Source organism: Kibdelosporangium persicum (assembly GCF_013280595.1).
Taxonomy (GTDB): domain Bacteria; phylum Actinomycetota; class Actinomycetes; order Mycobacteriales; family Pseudonocardiaceae; genus Kibdelosporangium; species Kibdelosporangium persicum.
Genome location: NZ_JAAATY010000007.1, coordinates 187,495 through 202,217 on the forward strand (window position 1 = coordinate 187,495; position 14,723 = coordinate 202,217).

General features: G+C 69.1%; 12 protein-coding genes, 3 tRNA genes and 1 pseudogene. 8 read left to right on the forward strand and 8 right to left on the reverse strand.

Annotated features, from left to right (window positions below; translation table 11 throughout):
* The first annotated feature begins 89 nt into the window (after nt 1–89).
* The 3 genes from GC106_RS15390 (at nt 90) to GC106_RS15400 (ending at nt 357) form a co-directional block, all read left to right on the forward strand.
* Nucleotides 90–162, forward strand: a tRNA-Gly gene (locus GC106_RS15390).
* Between the two features lie 47 nt (nt 163–209).
* Nucleotides 210–281, forward strand: a tRNA-Cys gene (locus GC106_RS15395).
* A 1-nt stretch (nt 282) separates the two neighbouring features.
* Nucleotides 283–357 (forward strand) — tRNA-Val (locus tag GC106_RS15400).
* Between the two features lie 14 nt (nt 358–371).
* Here GC106_RS15400 and GC106_RS15405 read toward each other — a convergent pair.
* From GC106_RS15405 to GC106_RS15425, 8 genes and pseudogenes are all read right to left on the reverse strand, one after another.
* Nucleotides 372–1,577 (reverse strand): tyrosine-type recombinase/integrase, encoded by a 1,206-nt coding sequence (locus GC106_RS15405; protein WP_173130272.1) that lies wholly within the window; start codon nt 1,575–1,577, stop codon nt 372–374.
* A gap of 111 nt (nt 1,578–1,688) precedes the next feature.
* Nucleotides 1,689–2,216: a helix-turn-helix domain-containing protein gene (locus GC106_RS49710; protein WP_376777743.1), complete on the reverse strand. Its 528-nt coding sequence runs from the start codon at nt 2,214–2,216 to the stop codon at nt 1,689–1,691.
* 411 nt (nt 2,217–2,627) lie between these two features.
* Complete coding sequence (locus tag GC106_RS15410) at nt 2,628–3,569, reverse strand: hypothetical protein (protein WP_173130275.1); 942 nt, start codon at nt 3,567–3,569, stop codon at nt 2,628–2,630.
* Nucleotides 3,566–3,775 (reverse strand): hypothetical protein, encoded by a 210-nt coding sequence (locus GC106_RS47765; protein ID WP_246365920.1) that lies wholly within the window; start codon nt 3,773–3,775, stop codon nt 3,566–3,568. The genes GC106_RS15410 and GC106_RS47765 overlap by 4 nt, the downstream gene beginning before the upstream one ends.
* 149 nt (nt 3,776–3,924) lie before the next feature.
* Nucleotides 3,925–4,200: a hypothetical protein gene (locus tag GC106_RS47770; RefSeq protein WP_246365928.1), complete on the reverse strand. Its 276-nt coding sequence runs from the start codon at nt 4,198–4,200 to the stop codon at nt 3,925–3,927.
* 145 nt (nt 4,201–4,345) lie between these two features.
* Nucleotides 4,346–4,951: pseudogene (locus tag GC106_RS47775) on the reverse strand (DNA cytosine methyltransferase); the annotation flags it as partial.
* On the reverse strand, nt 4,948–6,042 hold the full coding sequence (locus tag GC106_RS15420) for a TRM11 family SAM-dependent methyltransferase (RefSeq protein ID WP_173130281.1): 1,095 nt from the start codon (nt 6,040–6,042) through the stop codon (nt 4,948–4,950). The gene GC106_RS15420 and the pseudogene GC106_RS47775, both read right to left, overlap by 4 nt.
* Complete coding sequence (locus GC106_RS15425) at nt 6,039–7,124, reverse strand: hypothetical protein (RefSeq protein ID WP_173130283.1); 1,086 nt, start codon at nt 7,122–7,124, stop codon at nt 6,039–6,041. The genes GC106_RS15420 and GC106_RS15425 overlap by 4 nt, the downstream gene beginning before the upstream one ends.
* 547 nt (nt 7,125–7,671) lie before the next feature.
* Here GC106_RS15425 and GC106_RS15430 point away from each other — a divergent pair.
* From GC106_RS15430 to GC106_RS15450, 5 genes are all read left to right on the forward strand, one after another.
* Nucleotides 7,672–8,727 carry a hypothetical protein gene (locus tag GC106_RS15430; RefSeq protein WP_173130285.1) on the forward strand — a complete coding sequence of 352 codons (1,056 nt, stop codon included), beginning with the start codon at nt 7,672–7,674 and terminating at the stop codon, nt 8,725–8,727.
* Nucleotides 8,728–8,870: 143 nt separating this feature from the next.
* On the forward strand, nt 8,871–9,245 hold the full coding sequence (locus GC106_RS15435; RefSeq protein WP_246365745.1) for a pilin: 375 nt from the start codon (nt 8,871–8,873) through the stop codon (nt 9,243–9,245).
* Between the two features lie 195 nt (nt 9,246–9,440).
* The gene (locus tag GC106_RS15440) at nt 9,441–11,525 is read left to right on the forward strand and encodes a TrbL/VirB6 family protein (RefSeq protein ID WP_246365748.1); all 2,085 of its coding nucleotides are present in this window, start codon (nt 9,441–9,443) and stop codon (nt 11,523–11,525) included.
* A complete protein-coding gene (locus GC106_RS15445; protein WP_173130286.1) occupies nt 11,522–12,751 on the forward strand; it encodes a PrgI family protein in 1,230 nt (409 codons plus the stop codon). The genes GC106_RS15440 and GC106_RS15445 overlap by 4 nt, the downstream gene beginning before the upstream one ends.
* Nucleotides 12,751–14,697 (forward strand): VirB4 family type IV secretion system protein, encoded by a 1,947-nt coding sequence (locus GC106_RS15450; RefSeq protein ID WP_173130288.1) that lies wholly within the window; start codon nt 12,751–12,753, stop codon nt 14,695–14,697. The genes GC106_RS15445 and GC106_RS15450 overlap by 1 nt, the downstream gene beginning before the upstream one ends.
* Nucleotides 14,698–14,723 lie beyond the last annotated feature (26 nt).

Here is a 14,723-nt window from a genome sequence, read left to right on the forward strand (position 1 = left end):
GACCCCCGGTTTGAAACCCGTTTGGAGGGTCGGATAAAGTTCTGCACGTACCACCGAGGCGGGCCGAGAAGCCCGCCAAGCTGGGGCAGGCGGACGTAGCGCAGCTGGTAGCGCATCACCTTGCCAAGGTGAGGGTCGCGGGTTCGAGTCCCGTCGTCCGCTCGGCGTCGGCCCCTCGGGTCGGACTCCTGGGCAGTTGACAGGAAACTGGCGCAGTGGCCGAGTGGCTTAGGCAAGGGCCTGCAAAGCCCTGTACGCGGGTTCGATTCCCGCCTGCGCCTCGGGCGATTAGCTCAGTGGGAGAGCGCTACCTTGACACGGTAGAGGTCACTGGTTCAATCCCAGTATCGCCCACCAGTTATATACGCTGGTCAGACGGCCTGTTGACGATCTTCGTCAGCGGGCCGTTTCTCGTCTGTGGGAGCACTATGGGAGCAGGCGATCTTGACCACAGTTGTTTCTGGGTAGTGGTCAGTCCAGATCGTGCTCCCAAACTGCTCCCACCGGGCCTGGAGCCCGGCGAGCATCGCGTCGATCATCGGCCGGGTGACGTGCGAGTAGATGCCGGGGACTCCGTGGTATTTGTGGCCCATCTGTTTGTGTTGGAGGACGTCGGGCACGCCGTCCTCGATGAGCCAGGTCTTGTAGGTGTGGCGTAGGTCATGGAAGTGCATGCCGGGCTGGATGGGTGCCCATCCCAGCTTCGGGTCACCGGCCAGCGCGGGGAGCCAGACACGGCGGCGGAAGTTGGAGCGGCGGAGCAGACCACCGTCCGTGCCGGTGAACACGAACCGGGCTGTCGGGTTGCGGCGGCGCAGTTCGGCGAGCGCGTCAACGAGAAACGCCGGCAGGTACACGGTTCGCACGCTGGCCGGGGTCTTGGGTGGCCCAAGCTCGAGACGTCCCTTGATCTCATGCAGGGCGCCGACCTCCGGGTCGATGGTGATCTGTCCCGTGTCCAGGTTCGTCCGGCTCCACTGCAGTCCAGCCAGCTCGCCCCATCGCATCCCGCTGTAGGCGGCGGTGGTGATCAGCACGGCGTTCTCGGGCGAGACGCGTCCGGCCAGGGCATCGACGTCGTCAGCGCTGGCGTGTGGACGCTCCGGCGGGCCACCGACATCTATCCGGAGTTTCCGGCAGGGGTTCGCCCCGATCAGCTCCTCGTCGACTGCTTCTCCCATGATCATCGAGAACAACGTGACGACGTCCCGGACGCTGGATTCAGCCAGTGAGCGTCGTAGCGTTTTCACCCAGCCCTTCACCACGATTCTTTTGACATCACCCAGGGGCATGTCGGCGAAGCGAGGCAGGATGTGGTTGTGCAGGTGCGAGTTGTACTTGGCCCACGTGCCGTCGCTGACGTCGTGCGCGGCTGTCCACTCGTGAATCCAGTCGCCTACCGTTGTTCGTGCGAGCCGGGGGTCGACGAACTGGTCGCGTCGCTGGTCGGACTCGACGTCCGCGGCCCGGTTCTCCGCTTGGTCTCGTGTCGCGAACCCGGTCTCGGAGTATAGGGAGCCGTCAGGAAGTCGGTATCGGACTCGAAATCCGTCTCCATGTTTCTCAACCCATGCCACTTTTGCGGCCTTTCAGTAGATAGGGATCCCGGAATCGGGCGTGGTGTATTCACGCTCCATTGCTGGAAAAGCGCAACCTAAATGTGGTCACGTTCCGAAAGAGCCCTGAAGTTAGGCGGTCGGCCGGTAGGGCCGCTTGTTTCCGCGGTTTCGAGGTCGTGGAGCGTGCGGGGCGGCACTGCGGCGGCCGCCAGACGGTGGGACTGCGGCTCGGCGAGCGGCATCGGCCACGATCTGGTCCAGATCTGCGCGGGAGAATCGCAAGTGTTTGCCGAGGAAGGTGCAGGGCACCTGTCGGCTGGCGGCGCGGCGCCGTAGCCAGGACTCCCGGACCTGCAACGCCGCCGCTGCTTGGGCCGGGGTGAACAGCAACGGCACTGGATCACCGGCTCCTGGGCCGGTCGCGGGCTGTACTGCACCTACCGCGGCATCCATACCCAGGTCGGCATCCGCCGACGGCTGCGGCAAAGGAAGAGACGATGCCGTCCTGCCACTCGGACCTGTGGCCCGCTGCCCGGACTGGCGCGATGCATCCTGCTTTGTCGGGCAGCTCTTGTTGCCACGATGGTCGTCCACGTGAGGCTGCGGTGCCGCAATGGCCTGCGCGGTCTGTTCGTGTGGGTTATAGAACGTGGCCATGAGGCAGTCCCTTGATGGAAGGCATGCCCGATGTGTCGTCGGCTTGCGGTACGGCGGTGAGGCACGACGACTTCCGGTTGACAGACAGTTATTCAGCGGGCGCGACGTGAATGGGTGCGTTCGTCCGCCCGGCCACACCCACCGTGTTCGCGGTGCCGTGCCGAGGTTTTCAGACTGGCCGTTTCCTTGCGGGATCGCGTCGTGCAGCTGATTGTGCGAGGTCAGGTTCGCCTGGTGAACACGCGTGGCGGCAGGCGCCAGTTGCCTGTCGGCCGTGAGTGGCGGCAGTGGACGGAGGCGATGCGGGCCGTGACGGCCCTGGCAGCGGGCACTCGGCCATCACCCGTACGCCGACCAGGGAGTGCCGGGAGGCTGTTAAACGGAAGGTATGTGTAGTCGTGGTTGTGGCGCTCATGCCGCCTGCTCCTCGGTCTCCGCCCCGGTGGCCGGCTCACCGGAGCGGCACGACCAGGGCGAGCAGCCGTCCGGATCGCCGTCCTCGTCATGTGCGGCCTGGGCGGTGATCAGCCGCAGATGCCGTTTGCTCTTGCCGGGGGTGTCGAGGTCGACTTGGTCGAGCGGTTGGCAGGAGCGATGCAGGAAGTACTGTCCCCGCAACTCTTGTCCTTGTTTGGTGGCGTGCGGGTAGCCGTGCCGGATGGCGTGGTCGAACTCGACTGCCTCCGTCCACCCGTCGGGGTCGTTGTCCCGGATCCAGCGCCAGCCCGCGTTGCCGTGAAATGGACAGCCGACGCAGGCGGATTTCACCGTGTGTCCGAAGCCTCGCTCGGCGAGGAACTCCACGCATCGGGCGCGGTCGAAGCCGAGGTCGAGGAGTGGGAAGACGTTGTGCAGGAACCGTACTCCGGAGTCCTTGGCGCGTGTGATCTCGTCGAGGCTGATGCCGATCGCTTGCTCCGCGTACACTCCGCGCGGTACTCGGCGCGGGTGGGGGTAGCTGAGCAGTTCGCGGGCGGCTTTCTTGAGCGGAATGATCTTGTACTCGCTGGTGCACTGACGTCGAGCTAGTCCTCGAGATCCGTCCGGGTTGAGGGTGTGCAGGGGCATCGAAACGAAGCGGTGCTTGGGGTCGAGGGCGTCGGCGCGGATGTTCCCGGCCGACACCCGGCGCACCGGGATGCCCTTCGTCGCCGCGTGCGCGGTCAGCCGGTCGAGGTTGGCGTACACGGCGCGCGGCTCCCAGCCTGTGTCCGCGAAAAGGGCAACGTCGAAGCGGGGGATTTCGCCTTCGCACGCCAGGAGCAACACGGTCGTGCTCTGCACACCGGCACCCAGAGACAGCAGTCGCAACGCAGGCCCGGCATCAGGAACCGCCAGGTTTCTCGCGGTCATGCCGCAGCCACCTCCCACCCCGGCTGCCGGCCGGTGTGGACAAGCGCGGCGAGGTCGTCCAGCAGCAGGGACACCGCGTGGGCGGCTTGCTGGGGAACGACACCGTTGCCCAGCGCGCGCAGTAGGACGGTGCGTGGCAGCGGGAGATCGGTGACCCAGCCGGGCTCCAGCCCTTGGAGCCATTCGACGAACGTGGGTGCGAGCACGGGGCGGCCGTGCCTGCCTGGTTGCGTCGGGAAGGGTGCTCGTCGTCCGAGCACGCGCTCCCAGCGCCGGACGGCCGGTGTGTAGGCACCCCAGTCCAGACCGGACGCAGATGCCGAGGTGTCATTCAGGACGGTTGATGCCGGGACAGCTACGAGGTGCCGTCCGCGGCGTTCGGGCCGGGCAGGCGCATGACCGCTGAGGGCAGCATGAGGTCGCCTTTGGAGCCGCGTTGCGCCGGGCCGTCCTTCGTCCCGTCGGTCGCTCGTGGGGTCGGCAGCAACGTTTCTGGGGCCGTCAGCATCCGGGCTTCGTCGGGGAGTGCCGGCCCACCGCGCTGCGTCTTGTGGGTGCAGTTCTTCGCGTCCGACGCTGTGGGGGTGGGCAGGAGTTTGACGATCGCGTTCACTGCGTCGTGCAGGCTCACTTGTCGTCCGCGGGCACGGCGACGGGCGGGGTCGGCTGCTCCTCGGTGATCCCCGTCGCGGGCTTGTGGGGTGGGCAGCATCGGTGTTGGTGCGGTTGCGGGGCCAGGCGAGCAGGAACACGCGTTCGCGTCGGTGGGCTGCGCCGATGTCGGCGGCGCGGACGCTACGCCAGAGCGCGTCATACCCTGCTTCGGCCAGGTCGCCGAGTACACGGTGGAGTCCTCCCGCGCGCCAGCGAAGCGCGGCGACGTTCTCCAGCACGACGAGCGCGGGTCGTAGTACGCGAATGCCTGCCACGATGTCGGTCCACAGGCCACTGCGGGTTCCTTTCTCGATGCCCACGCGCCGTCCGGCGGCGGAGATGTCCTGGCAGGGAAATCCGGCGGTGAACACCTCGACGGGCGCGATACCGCGCCAGTTGATGCCGCGGATATCGCCGAGGTTGGGCACGCTCGGCATCCGGGCGGTGAGGATCTGCGCGATGTGTGGGTCGGAGTCGGCGCACCACGCGATTCGTCCTCCGCCGAGCGCGGCCAGCACGCCGAGGTCAAGCCCGCCGTACCCGGTGCACACCGAGCCGATGACCGGGCCTGGACTCGCGGTGACCGACAGCGTGCCGGGAACGGTTTCCAGCGCGGTGTGCGGTGTGGCCGCCCGCTCCGCCCTCGCCGCCGTGGTGGTGACGGCGACGAGGGCGGGGGCGGAGCTGTTCGCCGGTGGATGTGTGGTGCGGCGTGATTGGACGCTCATGCCGCCCTGCTGTCTGACACGCTCGGGTTGGTGGCGTGTCGTGCTCGGCTTGCGGGGGAGCGTCGGGAACGTGGGCGGTCTGTCGCGATTGCCGAGCCCGCGGTTCGGCGCAGCGGAGTGCGGAACACCAGCACGTCCTCGTGTGCGATGAGGTGCAGCGGTAGTCCGGCTTCGCGTTGTTTGCGGATGAAGTCGCGCTGGAAGAACGACCCCCTCGGGACGAGGTCGGTCTCGGCTGCCCGTGCGAGTAGTGCGACGCAGCGTTCGACGGGGATCAGTCCGGCGTGCAGGCCGCAGGCAAGGATCTGGGAGGGCAGGTCGATCAGTTCGGCGTGTTCGCGCCAGGGCCGGATGGTGATGGCGATGTGCCCGCCGGGCCGCAGGAACGGCACCAGTCCGGTGAGGATGCGGGTGAATCCGGTCAGCAGGCGGTGGTGGCCGATGTTGGCGAGGTTGCCGCGGTCGAGGGTGTTGCCGTAAAGGTGGTGGTACTTCTGTACGCCTTGGCCTGGTGCGACGGCGACCTGTCCGTGGGTGGAGGGCCCGTAGGGCGGTGAGGTGACCACGAGCGCGGCCTGGCCGAGGTACTCCGGCGGTAGCAGGGAGCCGATCTGGCGGGCGTCGCCATGGAACACCCGCCCCTCATGCTGCGTCCCGGCGGCGTGGGCGCGTTGCAGGTTAACTCGGGTGACGTGGGCCCAGTGTGGTTCGTACTCGATGCCGACGGCGCGTCGCCCGGCGTGCAGGGCTTCGACGAGGCTGGTGCCGATCCCGCACATCGGGTCGAGCACCAGATCGCCGGGGTCGGTGTAGTGCGTGATGGCGTGGGCGGCGACGGCGGGGAGCATCTTGGCCGGATGTGCGGTCGATTCGGCCACGTAGCGGTTCTTGCGCTGGGCCGCCGGGGAGATCTGCGCGGTCGTCCACACCGACACCGCCGGCTCCCGCGGGTGGTCCTCGCCGGTGCGGTCGACCGGGGTCGTGGCGTGTGGTGGTGCCGGGTCGGGCAGGGCGTGGAGGAAGCGGTCGTCAGCCACGGGCGTGCCTTCCTGACGGTGGTCTCCGGGGTGTGGGATCGGCGCGCCAGTCATCGGGTGGCTCCGGTGTCGGGATTCGACCGGGCCGCGCTCGCCGGGTGGGGCCCGTGTTCGTGTGGCTGGGCGAAGACCAAGACGTCGGAGTGGATGCGCTGATGTGGTGCGGGCAGCCCGCGCACGGCCGCGCGGTGCCGAGCGCGCGCGTGGTCGTCGTCAGCCGCGTCGTGGAGTTCGGCGAGCCTTTCGACGGCGAACCGGCCGTCGCGCACCGGTGTGTGGAGGGCGACGATGTGCTGGAGGTAGAGCAGGTCGGCGTTCTGCGCCGCGGCCACCAGGGCACCGGTCGGGTCGATGAACTCACCCGTGGACAAGTCACTGTGCGTAAGTACGGCGAGGATGCCGCCGACGCGCAGCAGCCGAGCCGCGACCTGTGCGACAAGATCGCTGGTGTGGTCGTGGCTGTGCTCGGGACGCAGGCTGGTGATGATCAGGTCGGTGTCCGGCGAGACGGCGTCGGGGCCGTCGAGCACTCGGCCGCGCACGGCTGACGGCGACGTGGGGGAGACGGTCACGGGCACTGGGTCAGGGGCGGCGACAAGGTCGGCCCAGAACGGTCGCGCGCCCCGTCCGGTGAGGTCGTCCTCGGCCGCGACGTGCACCACCCGACTGCTCCGGTCGAGGCTCTCGATGACGGCGAGCGCCTCGGTCACGTCGTCCTGGTCGGTTCCGGGTGCGTGCTTGATCACGCCGTCCGCGCCGACAGCGTCGAGCCCGTGACGCTTACCGGGTGCCGGGTCTGTGGTCGGCCAGGGCAGCAGTGCGACCCGTGCGCCGGGTTTGCTGAACGAGTTGACGATCTTGCTGACGATCGGGGTGGGCCAGGTCGCGTGGAGGTCGATCGGTACCGGTCCCGCTGTCCACACGGTCGCCGGGGTCGGTGCCGGGGCCGAGCCGCGTGACCGCGGGCGGGTGGTGGTGGAGCCGGGCTTGGCGGGACTGACCCTGGTGGTGGTTGGCGCGGTGGGGTAGGGGCGGCGGTCGCCTCCTCGGCGGGTGCTCGCGGGGCCGTTGGAGTCGGTGCGCCGCTTCGGGCCGCGTGCGCTGGGGGTGCGCGCCGAGCGGTCGGACTGCGTCATGGATTCCTCCGGAGCCAGGGGGTGCGCCGCGCGGTACGTGGCGCCCTGTGACACCCCCCGACTCCGAAAAACGCCGCACTTTTCCAGGCTTGTTATCCAATCTTTATCGGCGATTTTCGTGGGTGTCTCAAACCTGGATAAGACGTGCACGTGTCTCGCGTTGACATGCCGGGCTGTGCGTCGTCTCTGGTCGACGAGAACACTGCGGAAGTTTTCTGTGTCCTGGTCGTTAAGGGCTAACCGAGGGCGTGGCTGAGGCGTCTTGGCGCTCTCGGAGGGCTCTTACCGGATCGCCACCAAAACGCCACAGCGTAACTATTTATGCAGCTCATGGCCTATTACTGTCGATCACCAACGATCTTGGATGACGGTTCGACATCCCGGCCGTGCATGCCTCTAGATGATCTCTGTGGCGGACGGAACCGATCACTCAAGATCATCCGTGGCGGTTTTGAGGTTGTTCGGAGGCGGTTTCGTGGCGTTTTGGTGGACTCGGTTTGGCGTCCTTGCCTGGTCGTTGTTTCTGCGACCTCGCAAGGAGTCGTCCGTGGCCCCGAATCACAAATTCTCTCGTGCACCTTTTGAGCACGATTCCCTGCCGCTGGACTCCGCCCGCACCGCGTTCGAGTGGCTGGTCACCGAACCGGAACCGCTGTCGATCGACGGCCGCTACTTCCCCGGCCTGCCTCGGCGACGGGTGCCCCTGGACGAGCTGCGCGATCTGCTGCTGGAAGGCACGCTGCCGATGCCGGCCGTGGACCTGATCTGGATGCACCTGGTCACCCGCTCCCGCGACGAGGGCGGCGCCTGGACGGTGGCCTGCGTCGGTGTGGCGTTGCCCGCGCTGTTGTCCATCGCCGCTGAGTTGTGCGCGCCGTACGCCGATGACCGCCGCGACATCCATGCCGCTGTTCTGACCGGGTTTCTGTCCGAGCTGGCGAGCATCGACCTTGCCCGGCCGTGGGTGTTGTGGCGGTTGCGGTGCGCCGCGCTGCGCGCGGGACACCTGTTCATCCGGGACGCGCTGGAGCGCCCGCTGCCCTCCGATGAGGACTTCCACTCCAGCGAACCCACACCGCCGTGGGGCCACCCGGACTTCGTGCTCGCCCGCGCGGTGGCCGAGGGCGCGATCACCCGCGAGGAAGCCGAACTGATCGGCTCCACCCGGCTGGAGGACTACTCGCTGTCCGCCGCCGCGGCCGATGCCGGTGTCAACGTCACCACCTTGCAGTGGGTTCGGGGAGAAGCCGAAGCACGCCTGGTCGCGTGGCTGACCGAGCAGGCCCCGCACGACGATCCCGGCGACCGCCGCGAGCGCGATGTGGAGATCCGCGCGGTCAACGCGGCGACCATCACCGCAGCCGCCAACGGCACCGGCAACACCCTGCGCCGCCCAGCTGGCAAGTCGCGCAGAGTGACCACTTCAACGGAAAAGTTGTCGGTCACGGTTCGGTATCGGACCTGGAAAACGGCGCCCCAATCCGGAGTCGAGGGCTGCGGGAGGACCTCAGCCGCCCCCGCGCACACCACCTCGCCCGACCGGCCGAGCGCGCCCGCGCCGCGCCCGTCGGGCACGACTCCGGAGGTGCCGCGATGCGCCTGACCCGTTCACCCCTTCCTCACCGGCCAGACCACCGTTGCGTTGACCGTCGGCCTGGCAGCCAGCACAGCGCGGTGGCTCGACAAGGCCGCAAGATTCGCTCCTGCGTACCGCGGTCGAACGCCGACGCACCTGGCACACGTCCGATGTCTTTCGTCTCGACCGCACGCCGGACCGCCGTCCGACGGACGCTCGTGGTGATCACCGAGGTGGTCGGCGTCGCCCTGCTGCTGTTCGCCGCCGGTGTCTCGGCGGCGCACGCGGAGACCGTTCAGGTGCTCGCCCTGGCCGGATCGATTGATCAGGTTTTGACCAACATCCGCAACTGGGTGATGGGCATCCTCGCCGGTTTGGCGACGGTGTTCTTTTCCATCGGCGGTGTCCGCTACGTGATGGGCAGCGGCGATCCCGGTGAGATCGAGAAGGCCAAAACCGCGTTCAAGGCCTCCGGGATCGGCTACGGCCTGGCCGCGCTCGCGCCCCTGGTCGTCGCCGTGCTCCAGGGCATCGTGGGGGCCTGAGCCATGTCCGGCCGATCAGGGCTGACCAGGCCCACCGGCTGTCGGACGGTGGCCGCGCTGACGGCGCCGAGCCTGTGCTCCGACGAAGCTGCCCACACCCATACGGAGGTCACCGGCGCCGACCGGGAACTGCTCGCGCCTCCAGTCGCCAGCACCACCCAACGCGCCGCTGGCGGGTCGCGGTGGTGGCCGCGCATGACGCGAAACCGGGCGCTGGCGATGTTGGCGGTGAGCCTGGTCCTCCTGCTCGGCGGCGCCCTCGCCGTCGGTGCTGCCGAGCCCGGCAACGGTCCGGCCACCGCGCAGCCCGCACCAACCCCACCCGCCCCGAATCCGCTCGCGCCGGTCCCGACGAGCGACCCATGCACACAGGACTCGCCGCTGCCGGTGTGCCACCTGCCTGCTCCCACCCCCACACCACCGTCCACGGGTGTTCCGTTGCCGATCCCGACCGGCCCACCGACCTCGGTGACGTGCTTCCCCGGATCGCTGCAGTACGAGTGCCTCAACCAGTCCACCCCGTCGGCCCCGCCGCCGTGCACGGGCGAGGGCTGTATCCCGCAGCCTCCGTCCTCGACGGCACCGCCGACCGATCCGGGCAGCAGGCAGCCCGGCCAGCCGGGCGAGGACGACGACGAGTGCGGCATCACCGATATCGGGGCCTGCATCACCGAGGCGATCAACGCCTTCTTCCGCGGCATCGTGGAGGCAGCGCTGAACCCGCTTTTGGATCTGTTGTCCAGGACGCTGCTGACCACACCGACCCCGGATTCGCTGCCCCGGATTGGCGAGTTGTGGAACAACTCGTGGCAGATCCTGCTGGCCTGCTATGGGCTGCTGATCCTGATCGCCGGTGTGCTGATCATGGGCTACGAGACCCTGCAGACCCGGCACTCGGTCAAGGAGATCGCGCCACGCCTGGTGGTCGGGTTTCTCGCCGGTGCGTTGAGCTTGTGGGTGGCGACCAAGGCCATCCAGATCGCCAACGGCCTGGCCCAGGCGGTGATGGGCGGCGGCGTGGACGCCAGCTCGGCCGGTACGACGCTGCGCAACCTTGTCCTCGGCTCGCTCAACGGCGGCATCTGGATCATCTTCCTCGGCATCTTCTTGGCCGGGATGCTGATCGTGCTGCTGGTCACCTACATCGTGCGGGTCGCGCTGACGGTGATCCTGGTCGCCGGGGCGCCGGTCGCGCTGATGTTCCACGCGCTGCCGCAGACCGAGGGCATCGCGCGCTGGTGGTGGAAAGCGTTTGGCGGCTGTCTGGCCATCCAGGTGTGCCAGAGCCTCACGTTGATCACCGCGATGAACGTGTTCCTCGCCCCTGGCGGGTTCAGCATGTTCGGCCCGACGGTGAGCGGTTTGGTCAATCTGCTCGTCGCGCTGGCGCTGATGTACATCCTGTTCAAGATCCCGTTCTGGGTGTTGGCTTCGGTGCGCACCGGCTCCGGCCGATCGTTGCTGGGCACGGTCGTGCGCGGCTTCGTGGCCTACAAGACGTTCGGCCTGTTCCGCGGCCGGGGCGGCGGCGCGACCGGCAGGCCACGCCCGTCCGGCGGTAGCGGTCGCGCAGGAAACAGCGGCGGTCGTGCACCAGCGGACCCGTATGTCCGCACCCGCGCCACCGCGGACGGCCAGTACGTGCTGCCGCTGACCGGTGTGCGCCGCCACCGACCAGCGGCCAAGCCGAAACCGGCTCCCGCGCCGAAGTCCGGCGCGGGGCAGGGGCGGCAGCTGGCGTTGCCGCTCGGGGACGACTGGCCGGAGCACAAACCAGTCCTGGGACGCGACGGCCAGTACCGGCTTCCGCTGGAAGTCGAGCGGGTCACGTCCACGCCATCCCCGGCCGCATCCGACCAGCCGGGAACGGGCGATCGGCCGCGGGGCCGATCCGGTGGCGGGCGGCAGCTGGAGTTGCCGTTCGACCCTTACAAGGGCAACCGGGCGACCCGTTCCGGGCAGTACCCGCTGCCACTGGATGGCGTGCGCCGCACACCGCGGCCGCCGAGCCCGCCACCCCCGGCCGCGCCACCGCCACCGCGGACGCGCGCGACACAGCCGGAACTTCCCTTCGACCCGTACAAGGGCAACCGTGCGACCCGTTCCGGGCAGTACCCGCTCCCGCTGGACGGCGTGCGCCGCGTCGCGCCCGCGAAACCCGCGCCCGCACCGCCACCAGCACGGCCCGTCCCGCCCGCCGGGCAGCAACTCCGGCTCCCGCTGGACCTACCGAAACCACCACGCCGCACCCGACCACCCAAGCCCGGAGGCATGTCGTGACGTCTCCCGTTCGCATCCCCGCCGACGTTGACATGGCCGATCGCGTCCTCGGCCCACTGACCGGCCGCCAGCTCGCGATCCTCGCGGTGACCGGCCTTGCGCTCTACGCCGCCTGGACTGTCACCCGCGTGTTCCTGCCGGTCCCGGTGTTCGTCGCGTTGGCCATCCCGGTCGGTGCGAGCGCGGCGATCCTCGCGCTCGGTCAGCGTGACGGCGTCTCCCTGGACCGGCTGCTGCTCGCCGCGATCCGGCAACGTATCCGACCACGCCACCAGGTGGCCGCCCCCGAGGGCGTGCGGCCCGCGCCGGACTGGCTGACCGGTCAGACCACCACCGCAAGCCGGGCTGCGGGCAACGGCGCCAAGGGCGGCAGAGGTTCGGTGCGGGAGCAGATCTCGCCGTCGGCGTTGCGGCTGCCCGCCGAGGCGGTCACCGACACCGGCAGCAACGTCGGGGTGGTCGACCTGGGCAGCGACGGCCTGGCTGTGGTCGCGGTGGCCTCGACGGTGAACTTTGCGCTGCGTACCCCGTCCGAGCAGGAGTCGCTGGTCGCCAGCTTCGGTCGTTACCTGCACAGTCTGACCGCACCGATACAGCTGCTGGTGCGCACCGAACGGCTTGACCTGTCCGGTCAGATCAGCGAGCTACGGGCACGTGCGGGTGGGCTACCGCACCCCGCTCTGGAACAGGCGGCTCTGGAGCACGCCGACTACCTCGCGCAGCTCGGTGAGCAGGCCGACCTGCTGCGCCGCCAAGTGCTGCTGATCCTGCGCGAGCCACTGGGCGCGACGACCGCGCCCACGGACGGGCTCGGCGGACCCAGGCCGCTCGCTGTCCTGTCCGCACTGGCCCGCGGCACACGCCGCACGACCAACCAGACCGGGCACGCGAACGCCGGGGCGCGGCGGGCCGCGGAGTCACGACTGGTGCGTCGCCTCGGCGAAGCGATCGAACTGCTCGCACCCGCCGGAATCGTGGTCACCCCCTTGGACGCCGGACAGGCCACCGCCGTGCTCGCCAGCGCGTGCAACCCCGACACCCTGCTGCCGCCCTCCGCGGACCTGGCCGGAGCCGACGAGGTCATCACCACCGCCAGCGATACCGACCTGGACGACCACCTCACCGACAGCGCCGCCCTCGACCATGACGGACACGACCCAGAAGACGGTGGCGAGGTCGATGACTGGGACTACGAGGACTACGACGAGGAGAGGGGGCGGTGGTGATGACCACCCGACCACGAAACCGGCGCCGCCGCCCCGCGACACGTCCCGCCCACCGGGCCGCGGCGTTCACCCCGGACGCCCTGTCGGTCGGCGCTCGGCATCTGGAAGTCGGCAACGAGTGGGTGTCCAGCTTCGCGATTACGGGTTTCCCGCGCGAGGTCCACCCCGGCTGGCTCGCCCCCTTGTTGACCTACCCCGGCCGACTGGATGTCGCCCTGCACGTCGAGCCGATCGACCCGGCCACCGCCGCCGCACGGTTGAAGAAACAGCTCGCCAAGCTCGAGTCCGGGCGCCGGCACACCGCCGAGCACGGGCGCCTCTACGACCCCCAGGTCGAAGCCGCCACCGAGGACGCCTATGACCTCAGCTCTCGGGTTGCGCGGGGCGAGGGCAAATTGTTCCGCGTCGGCCTGTACCTGACCATCCACGCTCCGTCCGAGCGGGCGCTGGCCGACGAAGTGGCCGCGTTGCGGTCGTTGGCGGCGAGTCTGCTGCTGGATGCCAAGCACACCACCTACCGGTCGCTGCAGGGCTGGGTGTCGACCCTGCCGATGGGCCTGGACTTGATCGGGATGCGCCGCACGTTCGACACCGCCGCGCTCTCGGCGGCCTTCCCGTTCACCAGCCCGGACCTGCCCGCGGCCGACCCGACCTCGGTGGCCGCACCGTCCGGTGTGCTGTACGGCTACAACGTCGGCAGCCAGGGCCTGGTGCACTGGGACCGGTTCGGCGACGGGATGCACAACCACAACTCGGTCGTCCTCGGCCGCAGTGGTGCGGGCAAAAGCTATCTGGTGAAGCTGGAGCTGCTGCGCAGCCTGTACCGGGGCATCGAGATCGCGGTGGTCGACCCCGAGGACGAGTACGCCCGGCTGGCCGCCGCGGTCGGCGGCACCTACGTCCACCTCGGCGCGGCAGGCGTCCGGCTCAACCCGTTCGATCTGCCGATCCACACCCGCGCCGACGGACGCCGCACCGCACCGAAAGATGCCCTTGTCCGCCGGTCGTTGTTCCTGCACACCGTCATCGCCGTGCTCGTCGGCAACGCCTTGCAGGCCGCCGAGCGGGCCGCCCTGGATCGAGGCATCGCCGCCACCTACCAGTCGGTCGGCATCACCACCGACGCCCGGACCTGGACCCGGCCCTCGCCCACGCTGCGGACCTTGCGCGACCAACTCGCCATCGCCGGCCAGGCCGGCGACCGGGCCGCTGCCGAGCTGGCCGCGCGGCTGCACCCGTTCGTCGAAGGCGCGTTCTCGTCGCTGTTCGATGGGCAGACCACCACCAACCCCGAAGGGCACCTCGTGGTGTTCAGCCTGCGCGACCTGCCCGACGAGCTGAAGCCCATCGGCACCCTGCTCACCCTGGACACGGTCTGGCGGCGGGTGTCCAACCCCGCGATCCGCCGCCCGCGCCTGGTGGTCGTGGACGAGGCGTGGCTGCTGATGAAAGAGCGATCCGGCGCAGAGTTCCTGTTCCGCATGGCCAAGGCCTCCCGCAAACACTGGGCCGGCTTGACCGTCGCCACCCAGGACACCGCCGACGTTCTCAGCAGCGACCTCGGCAAAGCCGTCGTCGCGAACGCGGCGACCCAGATCCTGCTCCGGCAGGCATCGCAAGCCATCGACGAGATCACCCAGACCTTCGATCTGTCCGCCGGGGAACGCGCCTTCCTGTTGTCGGCGGACCGGGGCCAAGGACTGTTGTCAGCGGGCACGCAGCGGGTCGCGTTCCACTCCATCGCCTCACCCACCGAGCACCGTCTCGTCACCAGCAACCCAGCGGAACTCGCCGGATACGCGGACAACACCGACAGTGGCGGCGACACCGACGCCGAACCGTCCTTCGTCGACCTGGGCTTCGTCGACGAACCACCGTGCGCGGCCGAGGGTGACGAGTTCGGTTCCTCCAGTGTGGACGACCACATCGAACTCGACGCCGCCTGACACCGGTCGTCTTTCCGTTCCTGGCT

Excerpts from the sequence above, each read along its gene's own strand:
- GC106_RS15420 (WP_173130281.1), bottom strand. The coding sequence starts at position 6,042 with ATGACTGGCGCGCCGATCCCACACCCCGGAGACCACCGTCAGGAAGGC.
- GC106_RS15440 (WP_246365748.1), top strand. The coding sequence starts at position 9,441 with ATGACGCGAAACCGGGCGCTGGCGATGTTGGCGGTGAGCCTGGTCCTC.
- GC106_RS15425 (WP_173130283.1), bottom strand. The coding sequence starts at position 7,124 with ATGACGCAGTCCGACCGCTCGGCGCGCACCCCCAGCGCACGCGGCCCG.
- GC106_RS49710 (WP_376777743.1), bottom strand. The coding sequence starts at position 2,216 with ATGGCCACGTTCTATAACCCACACGAACAGACCGCGCAGGCCATTGCG.
- GC106_RS15450 (WP_173130288.1), top strand. The coding sequence starts at position 12,751 with ATGACCACCCGACCACGAAACCGGCGCCGCCGCCCCGCGACACGTCCC.
- GC106_RS15410 (WP_173130275.1), bottom strand. The coding sequence starts at position 3,569 with ATGACCGCGAGAAACCTGGCGGTTCCTGATGCCGGGCCTGCGTTGCGA.
- GC106_RS15435 (WP_246365745.1), top strand. The coding sequence starts at position 8,871 with ATGTCTTTCGTCTCGACCGCACGCCGGACCGCCGTCCGACGGACGCTC.